Annotated in this window: 20 protein-coding genes and 1 other RNA gene; 10 read left to right on the top strand and 11 right to left on the bottom strand. The window is 47.0% G+C overall.

What is annotated here, in order from left to right; genetic code table 11:
- Positions 1–48 precede the first annotated feature (48 nt).
- Entirely contained in the window at positions 49–270 is a 222-nt protein-coding gene (locus ACFQ2T_RS02105; protein ID WP_379029831.1) for a DUF2061 domain-containing protein, read from the top strand.
- Here the strand turns inward: ACFQ2T_RS02105 and aroA are convergent, their stop codons facing one another.
- Positions 271–1,551 carry a 3-phosphoshikimate 1-carboxyvinyltransferase gene (gene aroA, locus ACFQ2T_RS02110; protein ID WP_379029834.1) on the bottom strand — a complete coding sequence of 427 codons (1,281 nt, stop codon included), beginning with the start codon at positions 1,549–1,551 and terminating at the stop codon, positions 271–273.
- Positions 1,552–1,566: 15 nt separating this feature from the next.
- The gene (locus ACFQ2T_RS02115; RefSeq protein ID WP_379029837.1) at positions 1,567–2,436 is read right to left on the bottom strand and encodes a prephenate dehydrogenase; all 870 of its coding nucleotides are present in this window, start codon (positions 2,434–2,436) and stop codon (positions 1,567–1,569) included.
- Between the two features lie 81 nt (positions 2,437–2,517).
- Between ACFQ2T_RS02115 and ssrA the strand changes: the two genes are divergently transcribed.
- Positions 2,518–2,883, top strand: a transfer-messenger RNA (tmRNA) gene (gene ssrA / locus ACFQ2T_RS02120).
- A 171-nt stretch (positions 2,884–3,054) separates the two neighbouring features.
- On the opposite strand, the gene ACFQ2T_RS02125 is transcribed toward ssrA, so the two are convergent.
- Positions 3,055–3,477 (bottom strand): hypothetical protein, encoded by a 423-nt coding sequence (locus tag ACFQ2T_RS02125; RefSeq protein WP_379029840.1) that lies wholly within the window; start codon positions 3,475–3,477, stop codon positions 3,055–3,057.
- A gap of 288 nt (positions 3,478–3,765) precedes the next feature.
- Between ACFQ2T_RS02125 and ACFQ2T_RS02130 the strand changes: the two genes are divergently transcribed.
- Positions 3,766–4,689, top strand: a complete 924-nt coding sequence (locus tag ACFQ2T_RS02130) for a DNA-binding protein (RefSeq protein ID WP_379029843.1) — start codon at positions 3,766–3,768, stop codon at positions 4,687–4,689.
- A gap of 42 nt (positions 4,690–4,731) precedes the next feature.
- Here the strand turns inward: ACFQ2T_RS02130 and ACFQ2T_RS02135 are convergent, their stop codons facing one another.
- From ACFQ2T_RS02135 to ACFQ2T_RS02150, 4 genes are all read right to left on the bottom strand, one after another.
- Positions 4,732–5,511: a hypothetical protein gene (locus tag ACFQ2T_RS02135; protein WP_379029846.1), complete on the bottom strand. Its 780-nt coding sequence runs from the start codon at positions 5,509–5,511 to the stop codon at positions 4,732–4,734.
- Between the two features lie 10 nt (positions 5,512–5,521).
- Positions 5,522–6,418: a response regulator gene (locus ACFQ2T_RS02140; RefSeq protein WP_379029849.1), complete on the bottom strand. Its 897-nt coding sequence runs from the start codon at positions 6,416–6,418 to the stop codon at positions 5,522–5,524.
- Positions 6,415–6,912 carry a hypothetical protein gene (locus ACFQ2T_RS02145; RefSeq protein ID WP_379029852.1) on the bottom strand — a complete coding sequence of 166 codons (498 nt, stop codon included), beginning with the start codon at positions 6,910–6,912 and terminating at the stop codon, positions 6,415–6,417. The genes ACFQ2T_RS02140 and ACFQ2T_RS02145 overlap by 4 nt, the downstream gene beginning before the upstream one ends.
- 403 nt (positions 6,913–7,315) lie before the next feature.
- Complete coding sequence (locus tag ACFQ2T_RS02150) at positions 7,316–7,510, bottom strand: hypothetical protein (protein WP_379029855.1); 195 nt, start codon at positions 7,508–7,510, stop codon at positions 7,316–7,318.
- Between the two features lie 626 nt (positions 7,511–8,136).
- Between ACFQ2T_RS02150 and ACFQ2T_RS02155 the strand changes: the two genes are divergently transcribed.
- Complete coding sequence (locus tag ACFQ2T_RS02155) at positions 8,137–8,529, top strand: hypothetical protein (RefSeq protein WP_379029858.1); 393 nt, start codon at positions 8,137–8,139, stop codon at positions 8,527–8,529.
- Positions 8,530–8,592: 63 nt separating this feature from the next.
- Here the strand turns inward: ACFQ2T_RS02155 and ACFQ2T_RS02160 are convergent, their stop codons facing one another.
- From ACFQ2T_RS02160 to ACFQ2T_RS02175, 4 genes are all read right to left on the bottom strand, one after another.
- Complete coding sequence (locus tag ACFQ2T_RS02160) at positions 8,593–9,669, bottom strand: response regulator (RefSeq protein ID WP_379029860.1); 1,077 nt, start codon at positions 9,667–9,669, stop codon at positions 8,593–8,595.
- Between the two features lie 66 nt (positions 9,670–9,735).
- Entirely contained in the window at positions 9,736–10,095 is a 360-nt protein-coding gene (locus tag ACFQ2T_RS02165) for a response regulator (RefSeq protein ID WP_379029863.1), read from the bottom strand.
- Between the two features lie 7 nt (positions 10,096–10,102).
- Positions 10,103–13,282, bottom strand: coding sequence for a response regulator (locus tag ACFQ2T_RS02170; RefSeq protein ID WP_379029866.1), 3,180 nt, complete (start codon positions 13,280–13,282; stop codon positions 10,103–10,105).
- Between the two features lie 364 nt (positions 13,283–13,646).
- Entirely contained in the window at positions 13,647–15,446 is a 1,800-nt protein-coding gene (locus tag ACFQ2T_RS02175) for a pyrroloquinoline quinone-dependent dehydrogenase (protein WP_379029870.1), read from the bottom strand.
- A gap of 175 nt (positions 15,447–15,621) precedes the next feature.
- Between ACFQ2T_RS02175 and ACFQ2T_RS02180 the strand changes: the two genes are divergently transcribed.
- From ACFQ2T_RS02180 to ACFQ2T_RS02205, 6 genes are all read left to right on the top strand, one after another.
- A complete protein-coding gene (locus ACFQ2T_RS02180; protein WP_379029872.1) occupies positions 15,622–16,665 on the top strand; it encodes an SAM-dependent methyltransferase in 1,044 nt (347 codons plus the stop codon).
- A gap of 15 nt (positions 16,666–16,680) precedes the next feature.
- Positions 16,681–17,217: a DUF2878 domain-containing protein gene (locus ACFQ2T_RS02185; protein WP_379029875.1), complete on the top strand. Its 537-nt coding sequence runs from the start codon at positions 16,681–16,683 to the stop codon at positions 17,215–17,217.
- A complete protein-coding gene (locus ACFQ2T_RS02190; protein WP_379029878.1) occupies positions 17,214–17,987 on the top strand; it encodes a DUF1295 domain-containing protein in 774 nt (257 codons plus the stop codon). Before ACFQ2T_RS02185 ends, ACFQ2T_RS02190 begins: the two co-directional genes overlap by 4 nt.
- A complete protein-coding gene (locus ACFQ2T_RS02195) occupies positions 17,980–18,639 on the top strand; it encodes a DUF6134 family protein (protein ID WP_379029880.1) in 660 nt (219 codons plus the stop codon). Before ACFQ2T_RS02190 ends, ACFQ2T_RS02195 begins: the two co-directional genes overlap by 8 nt.
- Before the next feature lie 38 nt (positions 18,640–18,677).
- On the top strand, positions 18,678–19,199 hold the full coding sequence (locus ACFQ2T_RS02200; protein WP_379029882.1) for a lipocalin family protein: 522 nt from the start codon (positions 18,678–18,680) through the stop codon (positions 19,197–19,199).
- Positions 19,200–19,304: 105 nt separating this feature from the next.
- Complete coding sequence (locus tag ACFQ2T_RS02205; protein WP_379029884.1) at positions 19,305–20,246, top strand: acyl-CoA desaturase; 942 nt, start codon at positions 19,305–19,307, stop codon at positions 20,244–20,246.
- The last annotated feature ends 7 nt before the right edge of the window (positions 20,247–20,253 follow it).

Here is a 20,253-nt window from a genome sequence, read left to right on the forward strand (position 1 = left end):
AAATAACTCGGGTTTTATATGATGTGCCTAACGATTAAGGGGCACAGCATGATTAAAACATTTTCTTTCGCTATCCTGCATTTCAGTGTGGCATTCAGCATTGCCTACCTGCTCACCGGCAGTATTCTGATTGGCGGCCTGATGGCGCTTATTGAACCTGCTATCAATACAGTCGTATTTTATTTTCACGAGCGGGCATGGAACCATCATCAGCATGCTCACGCGGCCATAAAAGAGGCAGATGAACACGAATGGGCTTACGTTGCCTGATTAACGTGTAATAGTGGCAAACACCTTAAAGTATTCAGGAAAGGTTTTAGCGACACATTTCGGGTCATTAATCGTAACAGGCACACCGGCCAAGCTGATCAATGAAAAGCACATGGCCATGCGGTGGTCATCGTAAGTATCGATCACTGCATTTTCAACCAGTCTCAACGGCGGCGTTATGTGGATTGCATCAGCTTCTTCAATGACGGTTGCGCCAACTTTGCGTAACTCTGTCGCCATGGCAGCGATGCGGTCAGTTTCTTTCACGCGCCAGCTGGCGATGTTGCGCAAGGTCGTGGTGCCTTGCGCAAACACAGCCATCACTGCCAAGGTCATCGCGGCATCGGGAATATGGTTACAATCAAGGTCGATTGCTTGTAGCGCGCCTGTTTTTTCTGCACGTACATGGTTGTCGCCATAGCTGATACGGCCACCCATCAGTTTGGCCGCTTCAGCAAACAGAATGTCGCCCTGGATACTTTTCTGCCCCACACCTTGCACGGTGACATCGCCAGCCAGAATACCTGCAGCAATAAAGTATGAAGCACTCGAGGCATCGCCTTCAACGTAAATCTCGCCCGGGGATTGGTAGCTTGTAGCGGCCGGAATGTGAAAGCTTTGCCAGCCATCGCGCGCTACATTGACACCAAAACGCTGCATCAGATTAAGCGTAATTTCAATATAAGGTTTTGAAATCAACTCACCAACCACTTCAATAGTGGCTGCCTTGCCAGTGAGTGGCAAGGCCATGAGCAAAGCAGTCAGAAACTGGCTGGAGACATCACCACGGATTTGAATCGGCATGCTGACATCTAGTGTGGCGGGTGAAATTTGTAGGGGAGGGTAGCCCTCATTAGCGAGGTAGTCGACCTTTGCACCTGCCTGCTTAAGTGCTGTCACCAAATCAGCTATCGGGCGCTCGTGCATGCGCGGCACACCATGCAAATGGTAGTTACCGTCTGAGAAAGCCAATGCTGCCGTTAGCGGACGGAATGCCGTGCCTGCATTACCTAAAAACAAATCAGCCTGCTTATTCGGAAAGTTGCCGGCACAGCCAGTGACTCGCCAGGCATTGTCAGCGATATTTTCCAGCTTCACCCCCAGTGATTGCAGTGCTTCCAGCATTCTTGCCGTGTCATCTGAATCCAGCAGGTCACGAATCACTGTCACACCTTCAGAAAGTGCTGCCAGTAACAGGGTGCGGTTGGAAATACTTTTTGAGCCGGGTAAGGTGATGGTTCCTGTCGCTTGTGTGGCGGCAGGTAAAGGCAATTGTTCCATATATGTTGAGTTTACTTATTGAGTTTTAGATTTTGCCCAGGCATTGCGGGCTTCGCTGGCGTGTTCAAACAAGTCAAACAGGCCTTTATCGTCATTATTTTCCAGCAATGCGGTCATTTCTGAAACTGCCTGCTGATACATGTTCAGCTCCTGCAATAAAGCCTGTTTGTTAGCCAACGCAATATCGCGCCACATTTCAGGATGGCTGCCTGCAATACGGGTAAAGTCACGGAAGCCGCTGGCAGCAAACTTGAACAGTAATTCTGCATTGTTACGCTTGGCCAGATCTTCAACCAGCGCAAAGGCCAGCAGATGCGGCAAATGACTCACCGCTGCAAACACACTGTCATGCTCTTCGGGACGCATATTGGATACAAGTGCACCACAGTGATGCCACAAGGTTGCTACTTTTTGTACAGCTTCAGGACCGGTCACCGCAGCTGGCGTCAGAATCACATTCTTGCCGACATACAAATCTGCCATTGCCGCACCTGGGCCGCTTTTTTCGGCTCCGGCAATCGGGTGCCCACCCACAAACTGATTAAACTGTTGACCCAGTTCAGCCTGGGCGTAGGCCATGACATCAGATTTTGTACTGCCAGCATCGGTGATCACCGTTTGTGCGGATAGATGAGGGCGGATAGCTTTTAAAATGGCTGGCGTTTGCGCCACTGGGGCGGCAATCAATACTAAATCTGCATTCTGTAATGCGCTTGCGATATCCGTTTCGGCATGATCAATGAGCCCTAAAGTTAATGCTTCCTGCAGGCTTAGCTCTGAACGGCCAACGCCGACGATCTGTGGTGGATTGGGTAATTTTTTCAGCGCCAGGGCGACTGAGCCGCCTATCAATCCCACGCCAAAGATCACAATTTTCTTGAACATTCGCGAATTGTATCATGTCATATAACTGCGCCTGAAGTTTGGCTAGTATGGGTTTCAGGCGTATACTTGCTAGCTTGCATTGGGGCTGACCAGGTTTCGACGTGGGTTGCAAAGCAGTGCAGGGCATACCGAGGATTCAGGTTCCCTCGTAAATCCATCTGAAAAAGTATAGTCGCAAACGACGAAACTTACGCTTTAGCCGCTTAATCCCGGCTGAACGCTGCCCCGAAGAGTCTCTCGGTCGGGCCGGGTAACCGGCAGCAGCGTCATTTAGAGAGAATCGTGTGTGGTTGGGTTGCTTAATCACGCATTAAATCCAAGGCAACTCGCTTTACCCTTGCTTGCTCGTTGGTGAGTGTACGGTTAAATATAAACAACACAGCTAAGTATGTAGAACTGTCTGTGGAGGGCTTGCGGACGGGGGTTCGATTCCCCCCAGCTCCACCAATTTAAAGTAGCAAAAATGAAAATAGCTTATTGATTTAATTAGTATTGTGAGCGTGAATAATAGGCCAGCATTTAGCGATGCTGGCTTTTTTATGTCTGTTTTTTTGTTTGGAAAAGATATGAAAGTTTGCTTAAATGCCAGCCTTCCCATCCAAGTCTTTTCCTGAGCCATCAAGGATAAAAAAGCCACTCATTGCTGAGTGGCTTTTTAACATTAAAAGCTAACGATACACTTTTTTTAAACCGGTAAAAAAACCTGCGCTTGGCTGCCATGCTTAATTGATCAAAGATCATATTCTTCCATAGAAATTGCGCTTTGATCACTTCTTCATCTAAGTCTACAGCCATACACTGGTTTAATTTTTTTCGATGCCTTATTCTAAAAGTAGCGAATGCATGATGTTTTATGCGACTCAGCTTACAACTTGGTGCGACCATCTTACCCGACACCCAGCGCTGGAAAACCGCTGGTTTCACATTAGCTAGCTTGATTGCTTTGGGTTTGCTTAGCGTACCTAATTGATCTCCTACCTTTAAACTCCAGTTTAATAAACATTGCGTATGCAATTTTTTTATTTTGATTTTATTTTTCATGAGCCCCCTCCAAAACTGCAGATTAATCTGTAATTAAAATATTAACATCCGGCTAAAACATGTTAAAAATAATTCCTTTTTTTTGTCATTTACTGCACAGAAAAGTGGATTAATGATGAAAAATACCAATTTAAATCAATAGGTTGCCGTGGCAATCAAATGATGCAAATATCATGCATGGGTATGTATTTTTAAAGTCTGCAAATGAGTCAGGGCGAAATATTCTGCAAACTATTTAGCGCATGTTTTTGTCACAAAACAAATAAAGTAATTTAGATGGCCCGAGACATGACCCCCACGCACATTAATGAAACCAAGTTAATCCAGGATGTTGAAGTCCTGCGAACGCAATTTCCGCAAGTAAAAGATTTATACAGAGAAGTATGCAGGGTGATGTTTTTCCGCTATGGCATACAACCTACCGCAAACAAGCTGTACCAGCTTGTGCGCAAGGGAACCATGTCCACGCCGTCACAAGCGGTCAATAATTTCTGGAACGAGCTGAGGCTCAAAAACAGGGTGGATATTGAGCATTCCGGTTTGCCAGATACTTTGCGCGAGTTTGCTGGCGAAGCACTGAGTACTTTGTGGAAGTCAGCGATGGAGATTGCGAAACAGAATGTGAAAGAAAAACATTCAGCTGCTAATAGCCTGGAAAGTAGCAATAAGCTTGAGTTAGAGAGCTATAAAGCACAGCTTAAAAAACTGGAAGCCCTGAATATCGAGCAGCACTCAGAGCTGGTGATGATCAGAAAACAACTGCAGGACGGCGAAAAAAGATTTCTTATTGATCACCAGGTTTCCGCTACGCAGAAAGAAACAGTCAAGACCTTACAAAATGAGAAGTCATCGCTGGAAGGTTCACTCAAGAGTATTAATAACGAGTTTTCTGCAGAACTGAATAAACTGCATGCTGCCTTGAAACTTTCTGAAGACAAATTCAGGAAACTCGAAGCGAAGTCGTTTGTTGAAGTAGACAGGGAGCGACAGCGGGCATACAAGCTTGAAGCTGAAATCAGTGAGTTGAAAAAAGCGTTGCTAAAAGAACATGCCGTCACTAAAAGTCAGTCTGCAAAAAATCAAAAGCTGGTCAATGAGTTGCGGGAAAATGTGGGCATGATCAAAGGGCAATTAAAAGAATCACAACGCCAGCAATTGATTGCCTCAAACAAATTGAAACAGATTGAAAGAAAAAAGCCTTTATTGAAATGAAACAAAACTGACCACGACAGTGTGGTCAACTAAAGCTAGTGTTTATGAAAGCTCGATAAAACGGTCTTCGATAAATTTCTTTTCAATATTGTTGCGCTGCATCTCATTGTCCAGCACTTTTATTTTGTCTTCCAGCACTTTTTTCTCAAGTTCCATTTTCTTCAGCTGATCCTGTAACTGTTGATTTTCTATATTAGCTTCAACCGGATTGGGTTTCTTGGCAATCTGTAACTGTTTAATTTCAAGCCGAAGTTCAGACATCACTGTTTCGGAATCTTTGGCTTCTGAACGTGCTTTCATCACCATCGATTGATAGCTCTCTATGCGTTTGCGCATGGCGGCCATCTCGGCATTTTCATCCATGGAGAGATAGTTACTTTTACGCAACTGGTCAGCGATCTCCGCCATACTGCTTTGCAGTTTGCTTATTTCGTTCACCACTGCTTCACTCAGCACAGCTTCATTTTGTGCATCATTTGCCTGTTGATTGGATCCGCCTGAAAAATTAGGGAGCAGAATTTCATCCAGGCGCTCCTGAATTTCTTTTGATACTTTATCAAACCTCTGCAATGTATTGATTACTAAGGGATCTGTTTGCCTTGAGTTTTCTTCCATATTGGAAAATCGGCGATCGAGTATCGTGCATAGTGTTTCAAGATTTTTGGAAGAGGTCTGCAATTCGGTGTGGCATCTTCCCAGTGAATTGAAAAATTTTTCCTGCTGCGTCGTGTTATTTAATAACAGTCTGACCAGCAAAATGGCGGCGCCACAGCTAATTAACAGAGCCACACTACCAAACACCTCATTGAAGCTATAAGCCATAAAAATACCTCTAGATCAATTTGAGATAGGTGATATAACCTACACCGACACCTGGGACACTTAACTTATAATCGGCACGGCCTACATTTGTCTTTAATGACATTTCAAGACGTGGGAATTGCCGGGTGACAATGCTAGAGCGTGCCAGTTTAAACGGACCATTTTTGTTACCGATAGACATGCCAGCCCCAAACTCGTCCATAAACTTACGTGCTTCGTCCAGTTGATCGTTAGAAGCATTACCATTCTTGAGAAATGAAGGCGCCATGGCCGGCTGGTCGTTATTGAGTGCCCACAGTATTCCTACTGCACCCATTTCCATAATGGCGAGCGCATTCACCGGCGGGGTTTTCCCGTTTTCACCAAACAAGCCGATCAGGTTATTTTCACTGTAATCAGCCAGTTTCAATTCAGGGCAGGGCTCGAGCGTGAACGCTTGTCCCTTGAACATAGCTGCAAGGGTTGTCATGACACTGGCCAGGTCGTCATTCACTTGACTGGTGGTTGGTTCATTTGAGGGCAGGGGGACAAAACGTGTCAAATATGTTTTTAAATCAACATCCTGGAACGGTTTGTTAATCACAAATTTCGCCCCGCTTTTATAGGCGGACTCGATCTTTTCCATGCTGGCTTCAGTAGTCACAAACCCGATTGGAATGCGATTGCCATAGGTTTGACATACGTGCTGGCAAAATTCCAGTCCGGAGATTTTGGGCATATGCCAGTCAGTAATGATCAAATCCGGTTTGTATTTTTCAAGGATATCCATCGCAACTTCAGCATCACTGGCACTGCGGATTTCCAGCTTTGGGTAGTTACAGGATTCAATCACCCTTTTAATAATGCTTTGTATCGCGCGGCTGTCATCAACAACCAGAAACTTGGCAACACCATCTATTGCACTCATGATAAAAATTCCCCAGAAGATTTGTTATCTACGTCGAAGATCATTAAATTCACCAAGTCTTCGTTTGGTTTATCGCTGACAAACAACAAGCTGAATGTCGCATTTTTTTGCAGATCAAGAAATTCGTGTAATGGAATCTCCTGAGGCAGGCCTAATTTGCTATTTTGATCCACAATCAAACTGCCACCCAGGATGTTGCAGGTTTCTTTTTTCGCATCCTGAATATCAGCGGCTGATAGCGTTTCTGGCGTCAGGCCAAACATATGTGAAGCGACTTTGATCGCTTCGTCGTTATCCAGGATCAAGCCGATAGCGATAGATTCCGCTTGCGGAAGGCTATCGATATACATAGGCAAAATAACTGCCATCAAGTTTTCATGATCATCGACTGTGGAACGATGTGTGCTTTCCTTAAACTGAAAAGCTGTGCCGCTCACGAATGACCACGACTCTGAGATTTTTTTCATCATGTCTGTTGTGGGTAACAACTGCATTTGGCATCTCCCAATGTAGTTTTGTGATGCTACACCGTTTACACGATAATAAATGTCGAATTAATGCCATAAAAACTCATTAACTTTTTGTATTATTACCAATGTATTTCACAGATATGCCTCCCATCTTATTATTCGCATAATGTATATTATGTTAAATAGAACAGGAAGGAAAAAGACAGCTTTATATCAGGTTCAGACAATTATTTTTATTTGTGACACTCCGGCCTCGGCCAAGCGTAATTTTTCCTTCTCGACCTTCCTGTATTACCTTCTGCGTTTAGCCTCAATACGGCCCTCAACCCGAATCACCCAATACAGGTATTTCAGGTCAATCGCCCATTATGGGAGCTCGACATATTTGCTGCTGTCAAATCCCATATCTTTGTAAATCTAAAAATCTTTATAACTCTCTGAGCTCTCTAATGGAATCTTTACCAACTAGGAAGGTTTTTCCATTTGCCAGCTCCATACGGTATGACTTTGGAGTTTTCTTAATGCATTTAGCACGCTCTGCATAATTTACGTCACCGTACCAGCCCACGTCGTAAGCAACATAGTAAGTTTTGCCAACGTCCAATATCTTGTCAGATTCCATTTTTATATCTTTCTGTTGTATAACGTCCGTAATCGGCTATAGCCGCCAGACGTATCGACCAGCCGTCCGCGGTGCACGCTTTCAGCTTTTCGCACTAGGAAATGCAGATTGTTAATAAAGTAATTAACAAGGGTTAGATATAGATAAAAATAGAGCACCTAAAAGGTGCTCTATTTACATAAGGGACCTTTACAGTCGCAAACACACCAGATTGTTGAATCAACTTTGCGTATACAAAGAATGACTGGGTTCACAGCTATTTCAATAATAGATGCTACATATAAACACGATTCTATATTAATAAAATTTATAGCTTCTGGCATGTCATACGTCCATTCAACAATATGCGTCGCATCCGATGGAATCGAATGCATATAAGCAAGGGTATCTTGAGATTGAATGATATAAAACATATACCCATAATATATAAGTGGGTATTTAAATACAAGAAAAAACAGTTTTTAAAGAGCGTTAATAATTCGTTAGCGGCGACGGTGCTCCGAATGTTTCCCAGCTCTTCGAATCAAGATTGATTTGGTCTGCGTCCTGGGGCTGGCGCCCCAATACCCCCTTGGGGTCATCTTTGAGTTACTATCTAGATACGTCCATGTCACAAGGTGCTCAAGATGAAAAATGTTTATGTGTGCATTACTTTCTTGTTTGTTGCAGCTTGCACTACACATCACAGTCACATTACTGCACATCCGCAAGATCGTTCCAGCCATCTCAAAAAACCTGCGCAGATTACCGGCAAAGTTGATCAGGTACTTACGAGGGGTATTTTGGGAAAAAGCGTCAAAAGTACTGTGTTTATTTACTTTGATGATGTGCTGCATATCACCGGCAAACTGGACCGGACCGGATTTGGCGAATTGCCTGGAACCAGTTATCAGGACAAGCGGGTTTCCAGCAGTTGCAACTCTAGGCCAACCGGGCCAAAAACGGCTGAATTAAGCTGTATCGTGTTTATCGATAGCGAACGTGTGACCACTCTGGTAATGGACACCAAGAGAAACTAATGACTATGACTATCAGCGCCCTATTCTTACTACTGGGCCTGGTGCAAGACAAGACCAGATGGATTATTCCGGCAAGTCAGCATGTTCTTCATAAATTTCCCTGAAACGCTCAGCCAGTTTTGCAAATGTGCTGAGCAGCATAGGATCGAAATGTTCAGGCCGTGTCCGTCCGTCACCCTTCAGTATGATATGTAATGTCTGTTCATGTGACAGCGCCGTTTTGTAGGGCCGCTTGCTGCGTAAAGCATCATATACGTCACTAATGATCATAATTCTTGCCGATAACGGGATTGCTTCACCTTTGATTCCATTAGGGTAGCCGGTGCCATTCCAGCGTTCGTGGTGATTCAACGCGATTTCAGCCCCCATGGTGGTAAACGGCGAAGTACTTTTGCCGTTGCCAAGAATACTGTGGCCCAATGCAGCATGCGTTTTCATGATTTCCCATTCGTCCGGCGTGTGCGGGCCAGGTTTAAGCAGGATATAGTCGGGAATGCCTATTTTCCCCACATCATGTAGCGGGCTTGCATGGTAAATAGTGTCAACAAAATCAGGGCTCATGCCTAGTTCAGTTGACAACTCCTTACAGAAAAAAGCAATGCGGTGAATATGATCGCCAGTTTCCTTATCGCGGAACTCGGCTGCGCGCAGGATACTGAACATAGAATCAAAATAGCTCGTCAGCAATTGCTCGGTGCGTTCTTCTACCTGCACTTCCAGCGTACGGCTGTAGTTGGTGAGAAAGTCGTTGTATTCTTTCAGGCGTAGCAGGTTACGTACCCGAATCCATAGTTCGGCCCGGTCTACAGGTTTGGTGACAAATTCTTCAACCCCGCATTGCAATGCCCGCATTCTTGAATTACGGTCTATGAGTGCGGTGATCATAATGATAGGGATCACTTTAGTCGCCTCATTGTTTTTCAGCTGTGCGGCCAGCTCAAAGCCATTGAGTACCGGCATCATGGCGTCAAGCAGGATAAGGTCAGGTTGATGTTCCTGAATCAGCTCCAGCGCCATTTTGCCATCCTGCGCCAGGATGGTAGCGTAGCCTTCCGAGGTCAGCAGCGTATCTAGGTAGGTACGGTTATTCTCTTCATCATCGACAATGAGAATGGTTTTGCGCGTGACTTTCATGTCCATAGTATCAACCCTCTCGCCAGCATTGTTTTTATGCGCAGATCTGTTTTTAAGTGGAATCGTGTTGTTTTAAAGTAAGCCATCAACTGTTTCCAGAAACTCTTTATAGCGGATAGGCTTGGCTATATAGCCATCGCAGCCTGCCTGACGCATTTTCTCTTCGTCGCCTTTCATGGCAAATGCGGTGAGCGCGATGATCTTGATATGACTGGTTTTACTCTCTTCCTTTAGTATGCGTGCGGCTGTCAAGCCATCCATGCCCGGCAACTGGATATCCATCAGGATCACTTCAGGCAATTCGTTACGCGCAATGTCCAGTCCGTCCAGTGCATTCACGGCTTGCAGCACCTCATGGCCTGATGTTTCCAGCAGCAATTGCGCCAGCTTCATATTGGTCGGGTTGTCTTCCACTACCAGTACTTTTGCCATGGCTGACCTACGCCTTCGCTTTAGGCACGGTTTTTTTCTTACCGGCCAGCGCACGATGGACTTCACTCAGGAAGTTGCCATGATTGAATTCGGATTTCTCTAGCACAGCCAGTACATGCCCTTTCAATACCTGCTGTTCCGGAGGTGTCAGGAATTTGGAAGTGACGATAATGATGGGGATGCCTGCCGTACGTTTGTCTTTTTTCAGTTCCTCCACCACTTCAAAACCGTTGATTTCAGGCATCATCAGGTCCAGCACGATCAGGTCTGGCTGCTGCATTTTCGCAATATTCGTGGCCTCACTACCGCCATATGCACGCAGCACCGTATGCTTGGTATGTTCCAGATAAGAGGAAATAATTTCAACCGCTTTGGGGTCATCGTCAACGACTAATACCCTGGCGCCAGGCTGATTGTTAGAGGGTTTTGTAAAACCAAGTTTGGCGAGTGCTGTTTGCAAATCGTCGGCAGAGACCGGCTTTTGTAATACCTGGGCAGCGCCCAGCGATAAGCCGCGGTTACTATCTGCCATGATAGAAAGAATCACTACCGGAATGTGGGCTAGCTTGGCATCGGTTTTTAACTTGGTCAGGAACTCCCAGCCATCCATGCCGGGAAGCAGGATATCCAGGGTAATCAGATCAGGCGGGTTGCCGTCAGCCAATATTGCAAGCGCAATTTCGGCAGTGGCGGCTCGTGTGACGCGACAGTTGTCAGACTCCAGCTGCAGCCTGATCAGGTCAGCGGCGCGGTCATCGTCTTCCAGTACCAGTACATGCGGGGAATCGGTCTGCACCAGGCGCCGGATACTCTCCCCGTCCGGCACATTCGCCAGCGCTGCATCAATCAGATTGGTTTTGTACTGTAACCACACCGTGAAAGTACTTCCCTTGCCGGGAGTGCTTTGCACGGCGACTGCGCCACTATGCAGTTCGGCCAGCTTGCGCACCAGCGCCAGGCCCAGGCCAGTGCCTTCAAAACGGCGTGAAAGCGTGCTTTCCACCTGTACGAAAGGCTGGAACAGGCGATGGATGTCTTGCGCATCAATGCCTATTCCGGTGTCAGTCACTGATAGCTGGATGAATTGTTCTGCGTTGCCTATCACCGAATAATGGTTGGCAGGGATATCCCTTGTCTTTTCCAGTACCTGGTCACGCGTCACCAGGCTGGCCTGCAAAGTCACCTGCCCGCCTTCCGGTGTGAATTTGACGGCATTGGATAGCAGGTTATACACGATCTGCTTGACCTTGCGCGCATCCAGCCAGGCATTGCCCAGCGTTTCAGACAAGTCTGATTGCAGTTTAATATGCTGGGCAGAGGCTTTTTCCTTGATGATAGACAAGCTGTTTTGTAGCAGGCCCTGCACATCAATCACCTCCCCTTCCAGTTCCATGCGGCCGGCTTCGATTTTAGATAAATCGAGCACATCATTAATCAGTGAAAGCAGGTGCTGGCCGCTCTCAAAAATATCATTGATATAGACTTTCTGCTTATCCTCCAGAGGCCCTATCAGACCATCGCGCAGTATCTCCGAGAATCCGATAATCGCATTCAACGGTGTGCGCAACTCATGTGACATGGTCGCCAGGAATTCGGATTTCATCTTATCTGCTTCCAGCAACTGCGCGTTTTTCAGGCCGATTTCTTCACTGCGCAGGTGTAGCTGTTCGGCCAGCAGCTTGAGATCACCATATTGCTGGATGTTGTGCAGCGCGACACCCAGTTGCGCCGAAAGACGTTCAATAAAAACCTGGTCACGGTCAGTAACCGGCTGGCTTGCCGCCAGCACCAATACCGCCAACGGTTTTTCCTGGTAACTGACCGGACAGATAAAAATGCCTGCCGGCTTGATGGAAAGCAATCCCGCTTCTATCGTCAATGAAGGAAATTCTTCTACATCGCGCAGCAGCAAGGTCTGGTTTTTCTGGATTGCTTCGCCTATCACCCCATGCCCGAGTTTGAATTCAGGCAGGATATCCGTCGGTGCCGCATGCGAGCTTTCCAGGCGGTACAGTCCGCTCCACTCGTCATAGGTATAAATCGCAGACACAGGAAAAGCATGATTCCGCGCCAGAATTTCCAGCATGCCGGGCAGAATGCTGGAGCGGTCATAATTGGCATTAAATAGCCTGAGCACTTCACTGTGGGTTTGATCGTAAATCGCTGCATGTTTAAGGTCATGTGCAATTTTCTTGAAGTCACTCACGTCACGCGCAACCGTCGATAAATGCGACGGAACGCCATTCGCATCCTTATGTACCACCACCACCTGAGAGACCGGAATCGTGGTTCCGCCGCGGGAAATAAAAGCAGTTTCACCACTCCACATCCCGCTGCTCAATGCGCCGGGGATTGCTTTGTTGTGTATCAACTCAATCGCCCAGGCAGGACGCATGCGTGAAACAGGCTGTGAATTGATATCTTCATCTTCGCCTATCCCCAGCAGCTTGCGCCCTCCTCTGTTCAGGTAGAAATAATCACCCTGCAGATTGGCATTGGCGATCAGGTCAGGCGATGCATCCAGGATATCTGTGAGCCGTTTTTGTTCAGACGAGGCTTGCTTGCGGATTTTGAGGTCACGCTGTATGCGCCAGATCAGCAGCGGAAAAAAGATAAGAATCGCAATAGACATGACCGTGAACAGCGTCAGCAGGTCCTTGGCATGGTCCTGTTCTGACAGGGTGCGGTCCGCCAGCAGGTTCTGCTCTTCCAGCGACATGGCGCTGAATACACTGCGGATTTCAAGCATGTCTTCACGACGGATGGAGTCCTTACGCAGGATTTCTTTTAGCTGGTCAACTGAAGTGGTGCGGGCCAGATCGACAATCTGGTTGAAATAAATCAACCGCTTTTCAACCAGACGCCTCAGTAACGTGATCTGCTTCTGCTGGAAGCTGTTATCTTTGGTAAGTACCGCGAGCTCGGTAATGTCTTTTTGCAATTCAGCCAGCGCGATGTCGCGGCGGTTGATAGAACTGCTGTCTCCCGTTAGCAGGAAGCCGCGCTGGGAGACTTCCAGCTGGTTAAAAAGGCCTAAGCCTCTATCCAGTTTGGAGATGACTTCATTGGTGTGGGTGACCCAGCGATTGTTCTCGGAAAAGCGTTGCAGGTAAATGATACTGGTGATACCGAGGATCACTAACAGCGCAAAAAAGCTGATGAATCCATAAATAATTACGGATTCCAAAGCCCATCGTTCCTTGCGTTTGGTATTCACCCCGGTTGGACCCCACTAAGCATTGCGATTCCCGTCTTGTTTTTAACATCAAAGATCAATATGGCTTTTAATTGATCTTTGACGATAATGCCTGGTTAACGTTCACCGATTAAGACAATTCATAAGTTTTTGATTTAAATAAACAATCAAGCATCGTACTGCACTAACTGTCCGGTGCTTAAACCAATGCTTTTTCAAATACATTTGTGCTAATTTATTCGCACGCGTTTTACATGTCAATTACTATTTTTACTTAAATTAATTGTTTCGATAATTATTTAAAAATCAACTAACCGGGTTAGCATCGCATACCTGGCATCGGATATGCCTGAGCTTAATTTTTAGGTAGCTTGAAAGTCAGGATACTATCGCCCTGCTTGAAACCAAACAGGGAGTTTCCGCCGCTCACCACCGCGATGTACTGTTCGCCATTGACCTGGTATGTGATGGGAGGCGCATTGACGCCATAGGCCGATTGATAGTGCCACAGCGCTTTGCCCGTTCGGCTGGCATAGGCAGCGAACCTGCCATTGCCCTCACCGCAGAAAAGTAATCCTCCGGCAGTGGATAAAACACCACCTATCAATGGCTGCTCAGTTTTAAGCTGCCAGGCGATTTTGCCGGTCTGGCTATCAATGGCACTCAGTAATCCCCAGCGTGCATCGTCAGTCGGTTCACTGGCCGCATAGCGCATCGGTTTCCGGCCGTTGCTCGCTTCGGTTTCGTGCACAGTATATTTAATCGGGCTGTGCATCGCCGCCACGAATATTTTGTGCTGACGCTCATCGACACTGACCGGTGACCAGTTGGCACCGCCTAGGATGCCGGGATAAACCACTGTGCCTTGCGGGCCAGGTTTTTTGAACAGGTTATGCTGTGGCACAAAGGCTTCAGATTTGGTAACAAACTGGCCGGTGACGCGGTCGTGCACATAGAACCAGCCGGTTTTACTGGCTTGCCCGACGACCGGAATCGTTTTCCCCTGATGCTGATAGTGAAACAATACTGGCGGGCTGGCTAAATCATAACCCCACAAGTCGTGCGGTACCTGCTGGTAGTGCCATTTGTATTGGCCGGTTTCAGTATCCAGCGCCACCAGTGACACGGTATATAGATTGTCACCCGGTCTTGAAACATCGTTCATCTGCGGCGATGGGTTACCGGTGCCGAAATAAAGTGTATTTGTGTCCGCATCGATCGCCGGTGTGCTCCAGGCTGAACCGCCACCAAATATGGCTGCATCCGGATACTCTTTCAGGGCGGCTTTCTCTGCCGGGATATCACGTTCAAAATAGCTGCCATCCGCCGTTTTGGTGGTGAATTTGCCTTCCCAGTCTTTTGCTGGAATGGTATCAAACTGCCACACCTGATGGCCGTCACTCACATCAAATGCGGCCAGGAAGCCTGGGCGGCCATAACGTCCGGTCACCCCGATTACCGCACCCAGCGGTGCATCGCTGGTCGGGTTATCAATATGCAATCCATAACCCACGCCTGTAATGCCGATGATGACTTTATTTTTAAAAACCACAGGCGCCATGGCGATACCAACGCCGGTGCCGCCCGTGACTTTTCGAGTTTTATTGGGATCACTGCTATTCAGGGTATTTTGTTGCTCGGTATTCACCTGGTTGGCGGCGACGTCAATATCCCACAGCTTTTTCCCTGTGCTGGCATCCAGTGCGATTAATCGCGCATCTACTGTACCGATAAACACTCTGCCTTCAGACACGGCAACGCCGCGGTTGGCGGGCCCGCAACACATAGGCCAGTCGGCTTTGCGGTCATGCGTATATTTCCAAAGTTGCTTGCCGGTAGCCGCATCTAGAGCCAATACATGGTTAAACGGCAGGCTGACATACATGACGCCATTGACGACAATAGGTGTGGCCTGAAAAGTGGCCTTAACGCCGGTATTGAAGTTCCAGGCCGGTTGCAGCTGGCTGACATTCTGTTCATTGATATTTGATAAGGGAGAAAAACGTTGTGCTTGCAGATTCAAACCGTAACTTGGCCAGTCAGTATTGCCTGCACTGGCAGAAGTTGGCTTGGAAAGCTGCGTACAAGCCAGTAGCAATGACACGGATGCCAGACTTAAATAACTAAATAATTGACGGATGAGAGGTTTATTCATATCAATAATATCCAATGACTATACAGGTGAGTATACATGCGAAATGCGTTCGCGAAATATTTTTGCGGCCGCCAGATGTTATTCAGAATAAATGCAATATAAAAATATTTCTCTCAATGAAACTAAACCCGGTTTATGATGGACATAACAATAATTAGTTAATGCGATAACCATTATGAGTTCAGTTGCTTCCTTTGCCCTTAAACTCGCCGAAAACGGCTCACTACCAGATATATTCATTCGCAAAGGAATACAAAAACTCAGCCAAACAAGATTAGATGAAATTCAAGAAAAAGATTGCGAAAGCGCTCAATCAGCCCTGATTCATTTTATCGAGCAGATGCAAACCTCAGACATTGCACCTTTGCCTGAAAAAGCGAATACGCAACATTACGAAATTCCTGCTGCTTTTTATAACTATTGTTTAGGTACGCATCGCAAATACAGCAGTTGTTACTGGCAACCAGAGACAAAAACACTGGATGAAGCCGAACGGTTGGCATTGTCACAAACCTGTGCCCATGCCTTGATACAAGATGGTCAGCATATACTGGAGCTAGGTTGTGGCTGGGGTTCTTTGACATTGTGGATGGCAAGTCATTATCCAAATGCCAATATCACAGGTGTGTCTAACTCTGCTTCACAACGTGAATATATCCTGCAACAAGCCAACCTTCTCGGGCTGTCCAATCTCAATATCATTACCGCAGACATGAATGTATTCGATACCGAGCAAACGTTTGACCGGATTGTATCGGTCGAAATGTTCGAGCATATGCGCAACTACCAGGTACTGTATGCGAAAGTGGCGCGTTGGCTGAAAGCAGATGGACTGTTTTTCAAGCATATTTTTGTGCATAGACATGCTGCATATACCTTCGATGTGAAGTCAGATGACGACTGGATGAGCCAGTATTTCTTCAGCGGCGGCATGATGCCCAGTGATGATTTACCACTGTATTTTCAGGATGACTTAAAAATCATAGAAAAATGGCGCTGGAGCGGCTCCCACTATGAGAAAACCGCCAATGCCTGGCTTGCAAATATGGATAAAAACCATGCGGCGCTGACGCCGGTGTTACAAGCCATTTATGGCAAGGCAGATGCTGAACTCTGGCGTCAACGCTGGCGCATTTTTTTCATGGCCTGCGCCGAATTGTTTGGTTACAACCACGGACAAACCTGGTGGGTCAGTCACTATTTGTTTGCCAAGAAATAAACTTTAAAGTTGAATATGGTCTCTAACAAATTGATTATATTGAATCTTATTTCTTTCCAGCTGTTATGGTGGACGTGCGTGCTTTCCGCCAAGCCAGGCCTGGGTTTAACAGCCTTCTTGTTGGTCCTGTTATTCACAGCGGTGCATTTGCAGTGGGTGGAAAGCTGGCAGCAGGCTTTACCTTTACTGATAGCGGCTACGCTGGGATGCATACTGGATCAGATCGGTTACTTAAACGGCTGGGTTATTTTTGAGTATCACAGCGTCTCGGTAAACTACATCCCGTTCTGGATGATTGCGCTATGGCTGGCCTTTGCCAGCACGCTCAATGTCAGCATGCGCTGGTTACAATCCAAACCTGTGCTGGCGGCAGTGTTAGGCGGCATTTTTGGCCCCTTGGCTTACCTGGGAGCAGCGCAATTAGGCGTGATACACCTGCCCTCACCGACTTTCAGCCTGGTATGGGTAGCACTGGAGTGGGCCATCGCCATGCCGCTGTTGCTCTGGGTACGAGATACGTTTAACAAGACCGCTGATATAAGGCAAACATGATTTATACCTATGCACTGATTGCGATACTGATGTTTGCCCTGAGTGGCTGGTTGCTGAGCTTTGCCACCCATCATTACAGCCATGTCGACAGCATGTGGAGCCTGTTCATGGCCATCACAGCTTATATCAGTGCTATTTTTTACTATGATCTTTCAGTACGCGCCTGCCTGGTACTGGCGCTGGTGACGTTATGGGCCTTGAGACTGAGCATTTTTCTCACCTGGCGCAACTGGGGTAAGGAAGATCATCGTTACGACACCATCCGCAAAAATAATGAACCGTACTTCTGGTTTAAAAGTGTCTATATTATTTTTGGCTTGCAGGCATTATTAGCGTGGGTGATTTCTTATCCGCTATACGCCGCAGTGACCGATCAGGCGCCTTTACAGTGGCTTGATTGGGTGGCTACTTTACTGTTTGCGCTCGGATTTTACTGGGAGGTAGTGGCAGATATTCAGCTAACACGCTTTCGCAGCCAGCCAGGACATGAAAACAAAGTACTCAATACCGGGCTTTGGCGTTATAGCCGCCACCCGAACTATTTTGGCGAAAGCATGATCTGGTGGAGCTTTGCCTTATTTGGCGCCGCGACCGGCGATCACTGGGTATGGTTATCGCCAGTCATCATGACTGGCCTGCTATTGAAAGTCAGTGGTGTCAGCCTGATGGAGAAGACCATACACAGCCGTCGCCCCGGTTATGCTGAATACATCAAAAACACCAATGCTTTTATTCCAGGCATTCCTAAAGCTGGGCAGGCACATGATTAAAACAGCCATCATTCAAAAACGATCGCTGGCAGTTATCACACTATGCTTTGGCATGCTCTCCAATGTGCAAGCAAAAGACTGGTCTTTTGACGTCTGGCTGGATAAACAGAAAATCGGCACCCATACTTTTTCATTCGACAACCAGCAGTTGCAAAGCCGTGCGAATTTTGAGGTCAAGATATTGTTTATCAATGCTTACCGATACCAGCACCAGGCGGATGAAACCTGGCAAGGTGCATGTTTAAGTAGCCTGAAAGCACATACTGTAGAAAAGAAGACTGTCACCGATGTCAGCGGGCAATTAAAAGAGGGGCAGTTTGTCATTGATAAGCAGGAAGGCAAGAACGAAGAAAAGCAGGCATTGCCCGCTTGCACGATGACGTTCGCCTACTGGAATCCGGCTATCCTCAAGCAAACGAAGTTACTGAACCCGCAAAATGCCGAATACCTGGATGTGACGGTGACCGATGACGGTGCTAAAACAATTATGGTAAAAGGCCAGAACATCCTTACGCATCAATACCACCTGACTGGCCGTTACAAAGGCAAAGACAAGCTGAACATCACACTCTGGTATGACCAGCAGCAAGACTGGGTGGCGCTGGAATCGGTGACGCCTGAAGGTTATAAAATTATTTATAGGCTCATTTAATCAATATGTTAAAAAATTTAATTAAAGTGATTTGTATCATGACAATCTTAGGACTCACCGCCTGCCAGAATTTGCCGCCAATCAAGACTGTTGCCCAAGTAGATGTGGACCGCTTCATGGGTGACTGGTATGTGATTGCGGCCATCCCCACCTTTATGGAAAGTGACCCGTACAACCCTGTCGAGCACTATGACAGAAATGCGGATGGCACCATTGCCACCACATTTACTTTCAACCAGGGCGGGTTCGATGGCAAATTGAAAACCTACCACCCGACTGGTTTTGTGGTGCCGGATAGCGGCAATGCCGAATGGAAAATGCAATTTTTATGGCCGTTCAAGGCCGAATACCTGATCGCATACCTCAGTGATGATGCGCAACTCACCATTATCGCCAGAAACAAGCGCGACTATGTCTGGTTGATGTCACGTAAACCTTCGATGGACCAGGCAACGTTTGATACGCATGTCGAGAAAATAAAGGCCATGGGCTACGATATCAGCAAACTGGAAATTTTTCCTCACCTGAATGTGCAGCCACCCTTAAAGCAGCCCCTTTAAAACCCGCATACATATCAAATATATAAATCGATAGCGTTAGACGCAGTAAGTCCGGGGAATACCCTAAGTGAATGAGAGACTCAAGTGATTCAGAGAAAAAGTAACTTGCAGCACCGCTTTTGGGGATTACTCTGGCGATTAATCGGCTGGCTGGATAATCAGCATTACCAGGCCCCAGCCAGTGCCACTTCAGAAAGCATAGACTGGTGGCGGGTATTGCCATTTGTTCTTCTGCATATCGCGCTGATCTCATTGTTCTGGGTAGGCTGGAGTCCTTTTGCGGTGATATTTGCCGTGATGATGTATCTGGTGCGTATGTTCGCCATCACCGGTTTTTATCATCGTTATTTTGCCCATAAAACGTTTCAAACCTCACGCGCCGGGCAATTCGTCTTTGCCTTGATCGGCGCCACCGCAGTACAACGCGGGCCATTATGGTGGGCGTCACACCATCGCAGCCACCACGTGCATGCTGACCAGCCACAAGATATTCATTCACCGCATCAACATGGCTTTGTGTGGAGCCATCTGGGCTGGTTTCTAAGCCATGCCAACTTTAACACCCAGCTTGAACGCGTACGCGAGCTTACACGCTTCCGCGAGCTTTGCTGGCTGGACAGGTTTGATAGCCTGGTACCGATTGCACTGGCTGCATCTATCTATGGCCTGGGTGAGTTACTGAGCGCATATGCACCTGGTTTACACACCAATGGCTGGCAACTGCTGGTATGGGGCTTTGTGGTTTCTACCATTGCGCTTTACCACGCGACTTTTTGCATCAATTCCCTGGCACATGTCTGGGGCAGTCGCCGCTATGCCACCCGCGACCAAAGCCGTAACAACTGGCTGATTGCCATTTTTACATTAGGCGAGGGATGGCATAACAACCACCATCACTACCCTGGCACAGTCAGACAGGGTTTTTACTGGTGGGAGGTAGATCTCACTTATTACGGATTGCAGCTATTGGCTGCACTGGGCCTGATCTGGAACCTCAAGCAGGTACCGATAGAAGTACGCAACCAGCATGCGGGTAAGGGGCACTGACAATGGC

Source organism: Methylophilus flavus, assembly GCF_042678905.1.
Taxonomy (GTDB): domain Bacteria; phylum Pseudomonadota; class Gammaproteobacteria; order Burkholderiales; family Methylophilaceae; genus Methylophilus; species Methylophilus flavus.

Coding starts and splice junctions, on each gene's coding strand:
- ACFQ2T_RS02185 (WP_379029875.1), top strand. CDS start 16,681: ATGGTCTCTAACAAATTGATTATATTGAATCTTATTTCTTTCCAGCTG.
- ACFQ2T_RS02190 (WP_379029878.1), top strand. CDS start 17,214: ATGATTTATACCTATGCACTGATTGCGATACTGATGTTTGCCCTGAGT.
- ACFQ2T_RS02115 (WP_379029837.1), bottom strand. CDS start 2,436: ATGTTCAAGAAAATTGTGATCTTTGGCGTGGGATTGATAGGCGGCTCA.
- ACFQ2T_RS02145 (WP_379029852.1), bottom strand. CDS start 6,912: ATGCAGTTGTTACCCACAACAGACATGATGAAAAAAATCTCAGAGTCG.
- ACFQ2T_RS02150 (WP_379029855.1), bottom strand. CDS start 7,510: ATGGAATCTGACAAGATATTGGACGTTGGCAAAACTTACTATGTTGCT.
- ACFQ2T_RS02140 (WP_379029849.1), bottom strand. CDS start 6,418: ATGAGTGCAATAGATGGTGTTGCCAAGTTTCTGGTTGTTGATGACAGC.
- ACFQ2T_RS02135 (WP_379029846.1), bottom strand. CDS start 5,511: ATGGCTTATAGCTTCAATGAGGTGTTTGGTAGTGTGGCTCTGTTAATT.
- aroA (WP_379029834.1), bottom strand. CDS start 1,551: ATGGAACAATTGCCTTTACCTGCCGCCACACAAGCGACAGGAACCATC.
- ACFQ2T_RS02160 (WP_379029860.1), bottom strand. CDS start 9,669: ATGGACATGAAAGTCACGCGCAAAACCATTCTCATTGTCGATGATGAA.
- ACFQ2T_RS02200 (WP_379029882.1), top strand. CDS start 18,678: ATGACAATCTTAGGACTCACCGCCTGCCAGAATTTGCCGCCAATCAAG.
- ACFQ2T_RS02180 (WP_379029872.1), top strand. CDS start 15,622: ATGAGTTCAGTTGCTTCCTTTGCCCTTAAACTCGCCGAAAACGGCTCA.
- ACFQ2T_RS02125 (WP_379029840.1), bottom strand. CDS start 3,477: ATGAAAAATAAAATCAAAATAAAAAAATTGCATACGCAATGTTTATTA.
- ACFQ2T_RS02130 (WP_379029843.1), top strand. CDS start 3,766: ATGACCCCCACGCACATTAATGAAACCAAGTTAATCCAGGATGTTGAA.
- ACFQ2T_RS02195 (WP_379029880.1), top strand. CDS start 17,980: ATGATTAAAACAGCCATCATTCAAAAACGATCGCTGGCAGTTATCACA.
- ACFQ2T_RS02155 (WP_379029858.1), top strand. CDS start 8,137: ATGAAAAATGTTTATGTGTGCATTACTTTCTTGTTTGTTGCAGCTTGC.
- ACFQ2T_RS02165 (WP_379029863.1), bottom strand. CDS start 10,095: ATGGCAAAAGTACTGGTAGTGGAAGACAACCCGACCAATATGAAGCTG.
- ACFQ2T_RS02175 (WP_379029870.1), bottom strand. CDS start 15,446: ATGAATAAACCTCTCATCCGTCAATTATTTAGTTATTTAAGTCTGGCA.
- ACFQ2T_RS02105 (WP_379029831.1), top strand. CDS start 49: ATGATTAAAACATTTTCTTTCGCTATCCTGCATTTCAGTGTGGCATTC.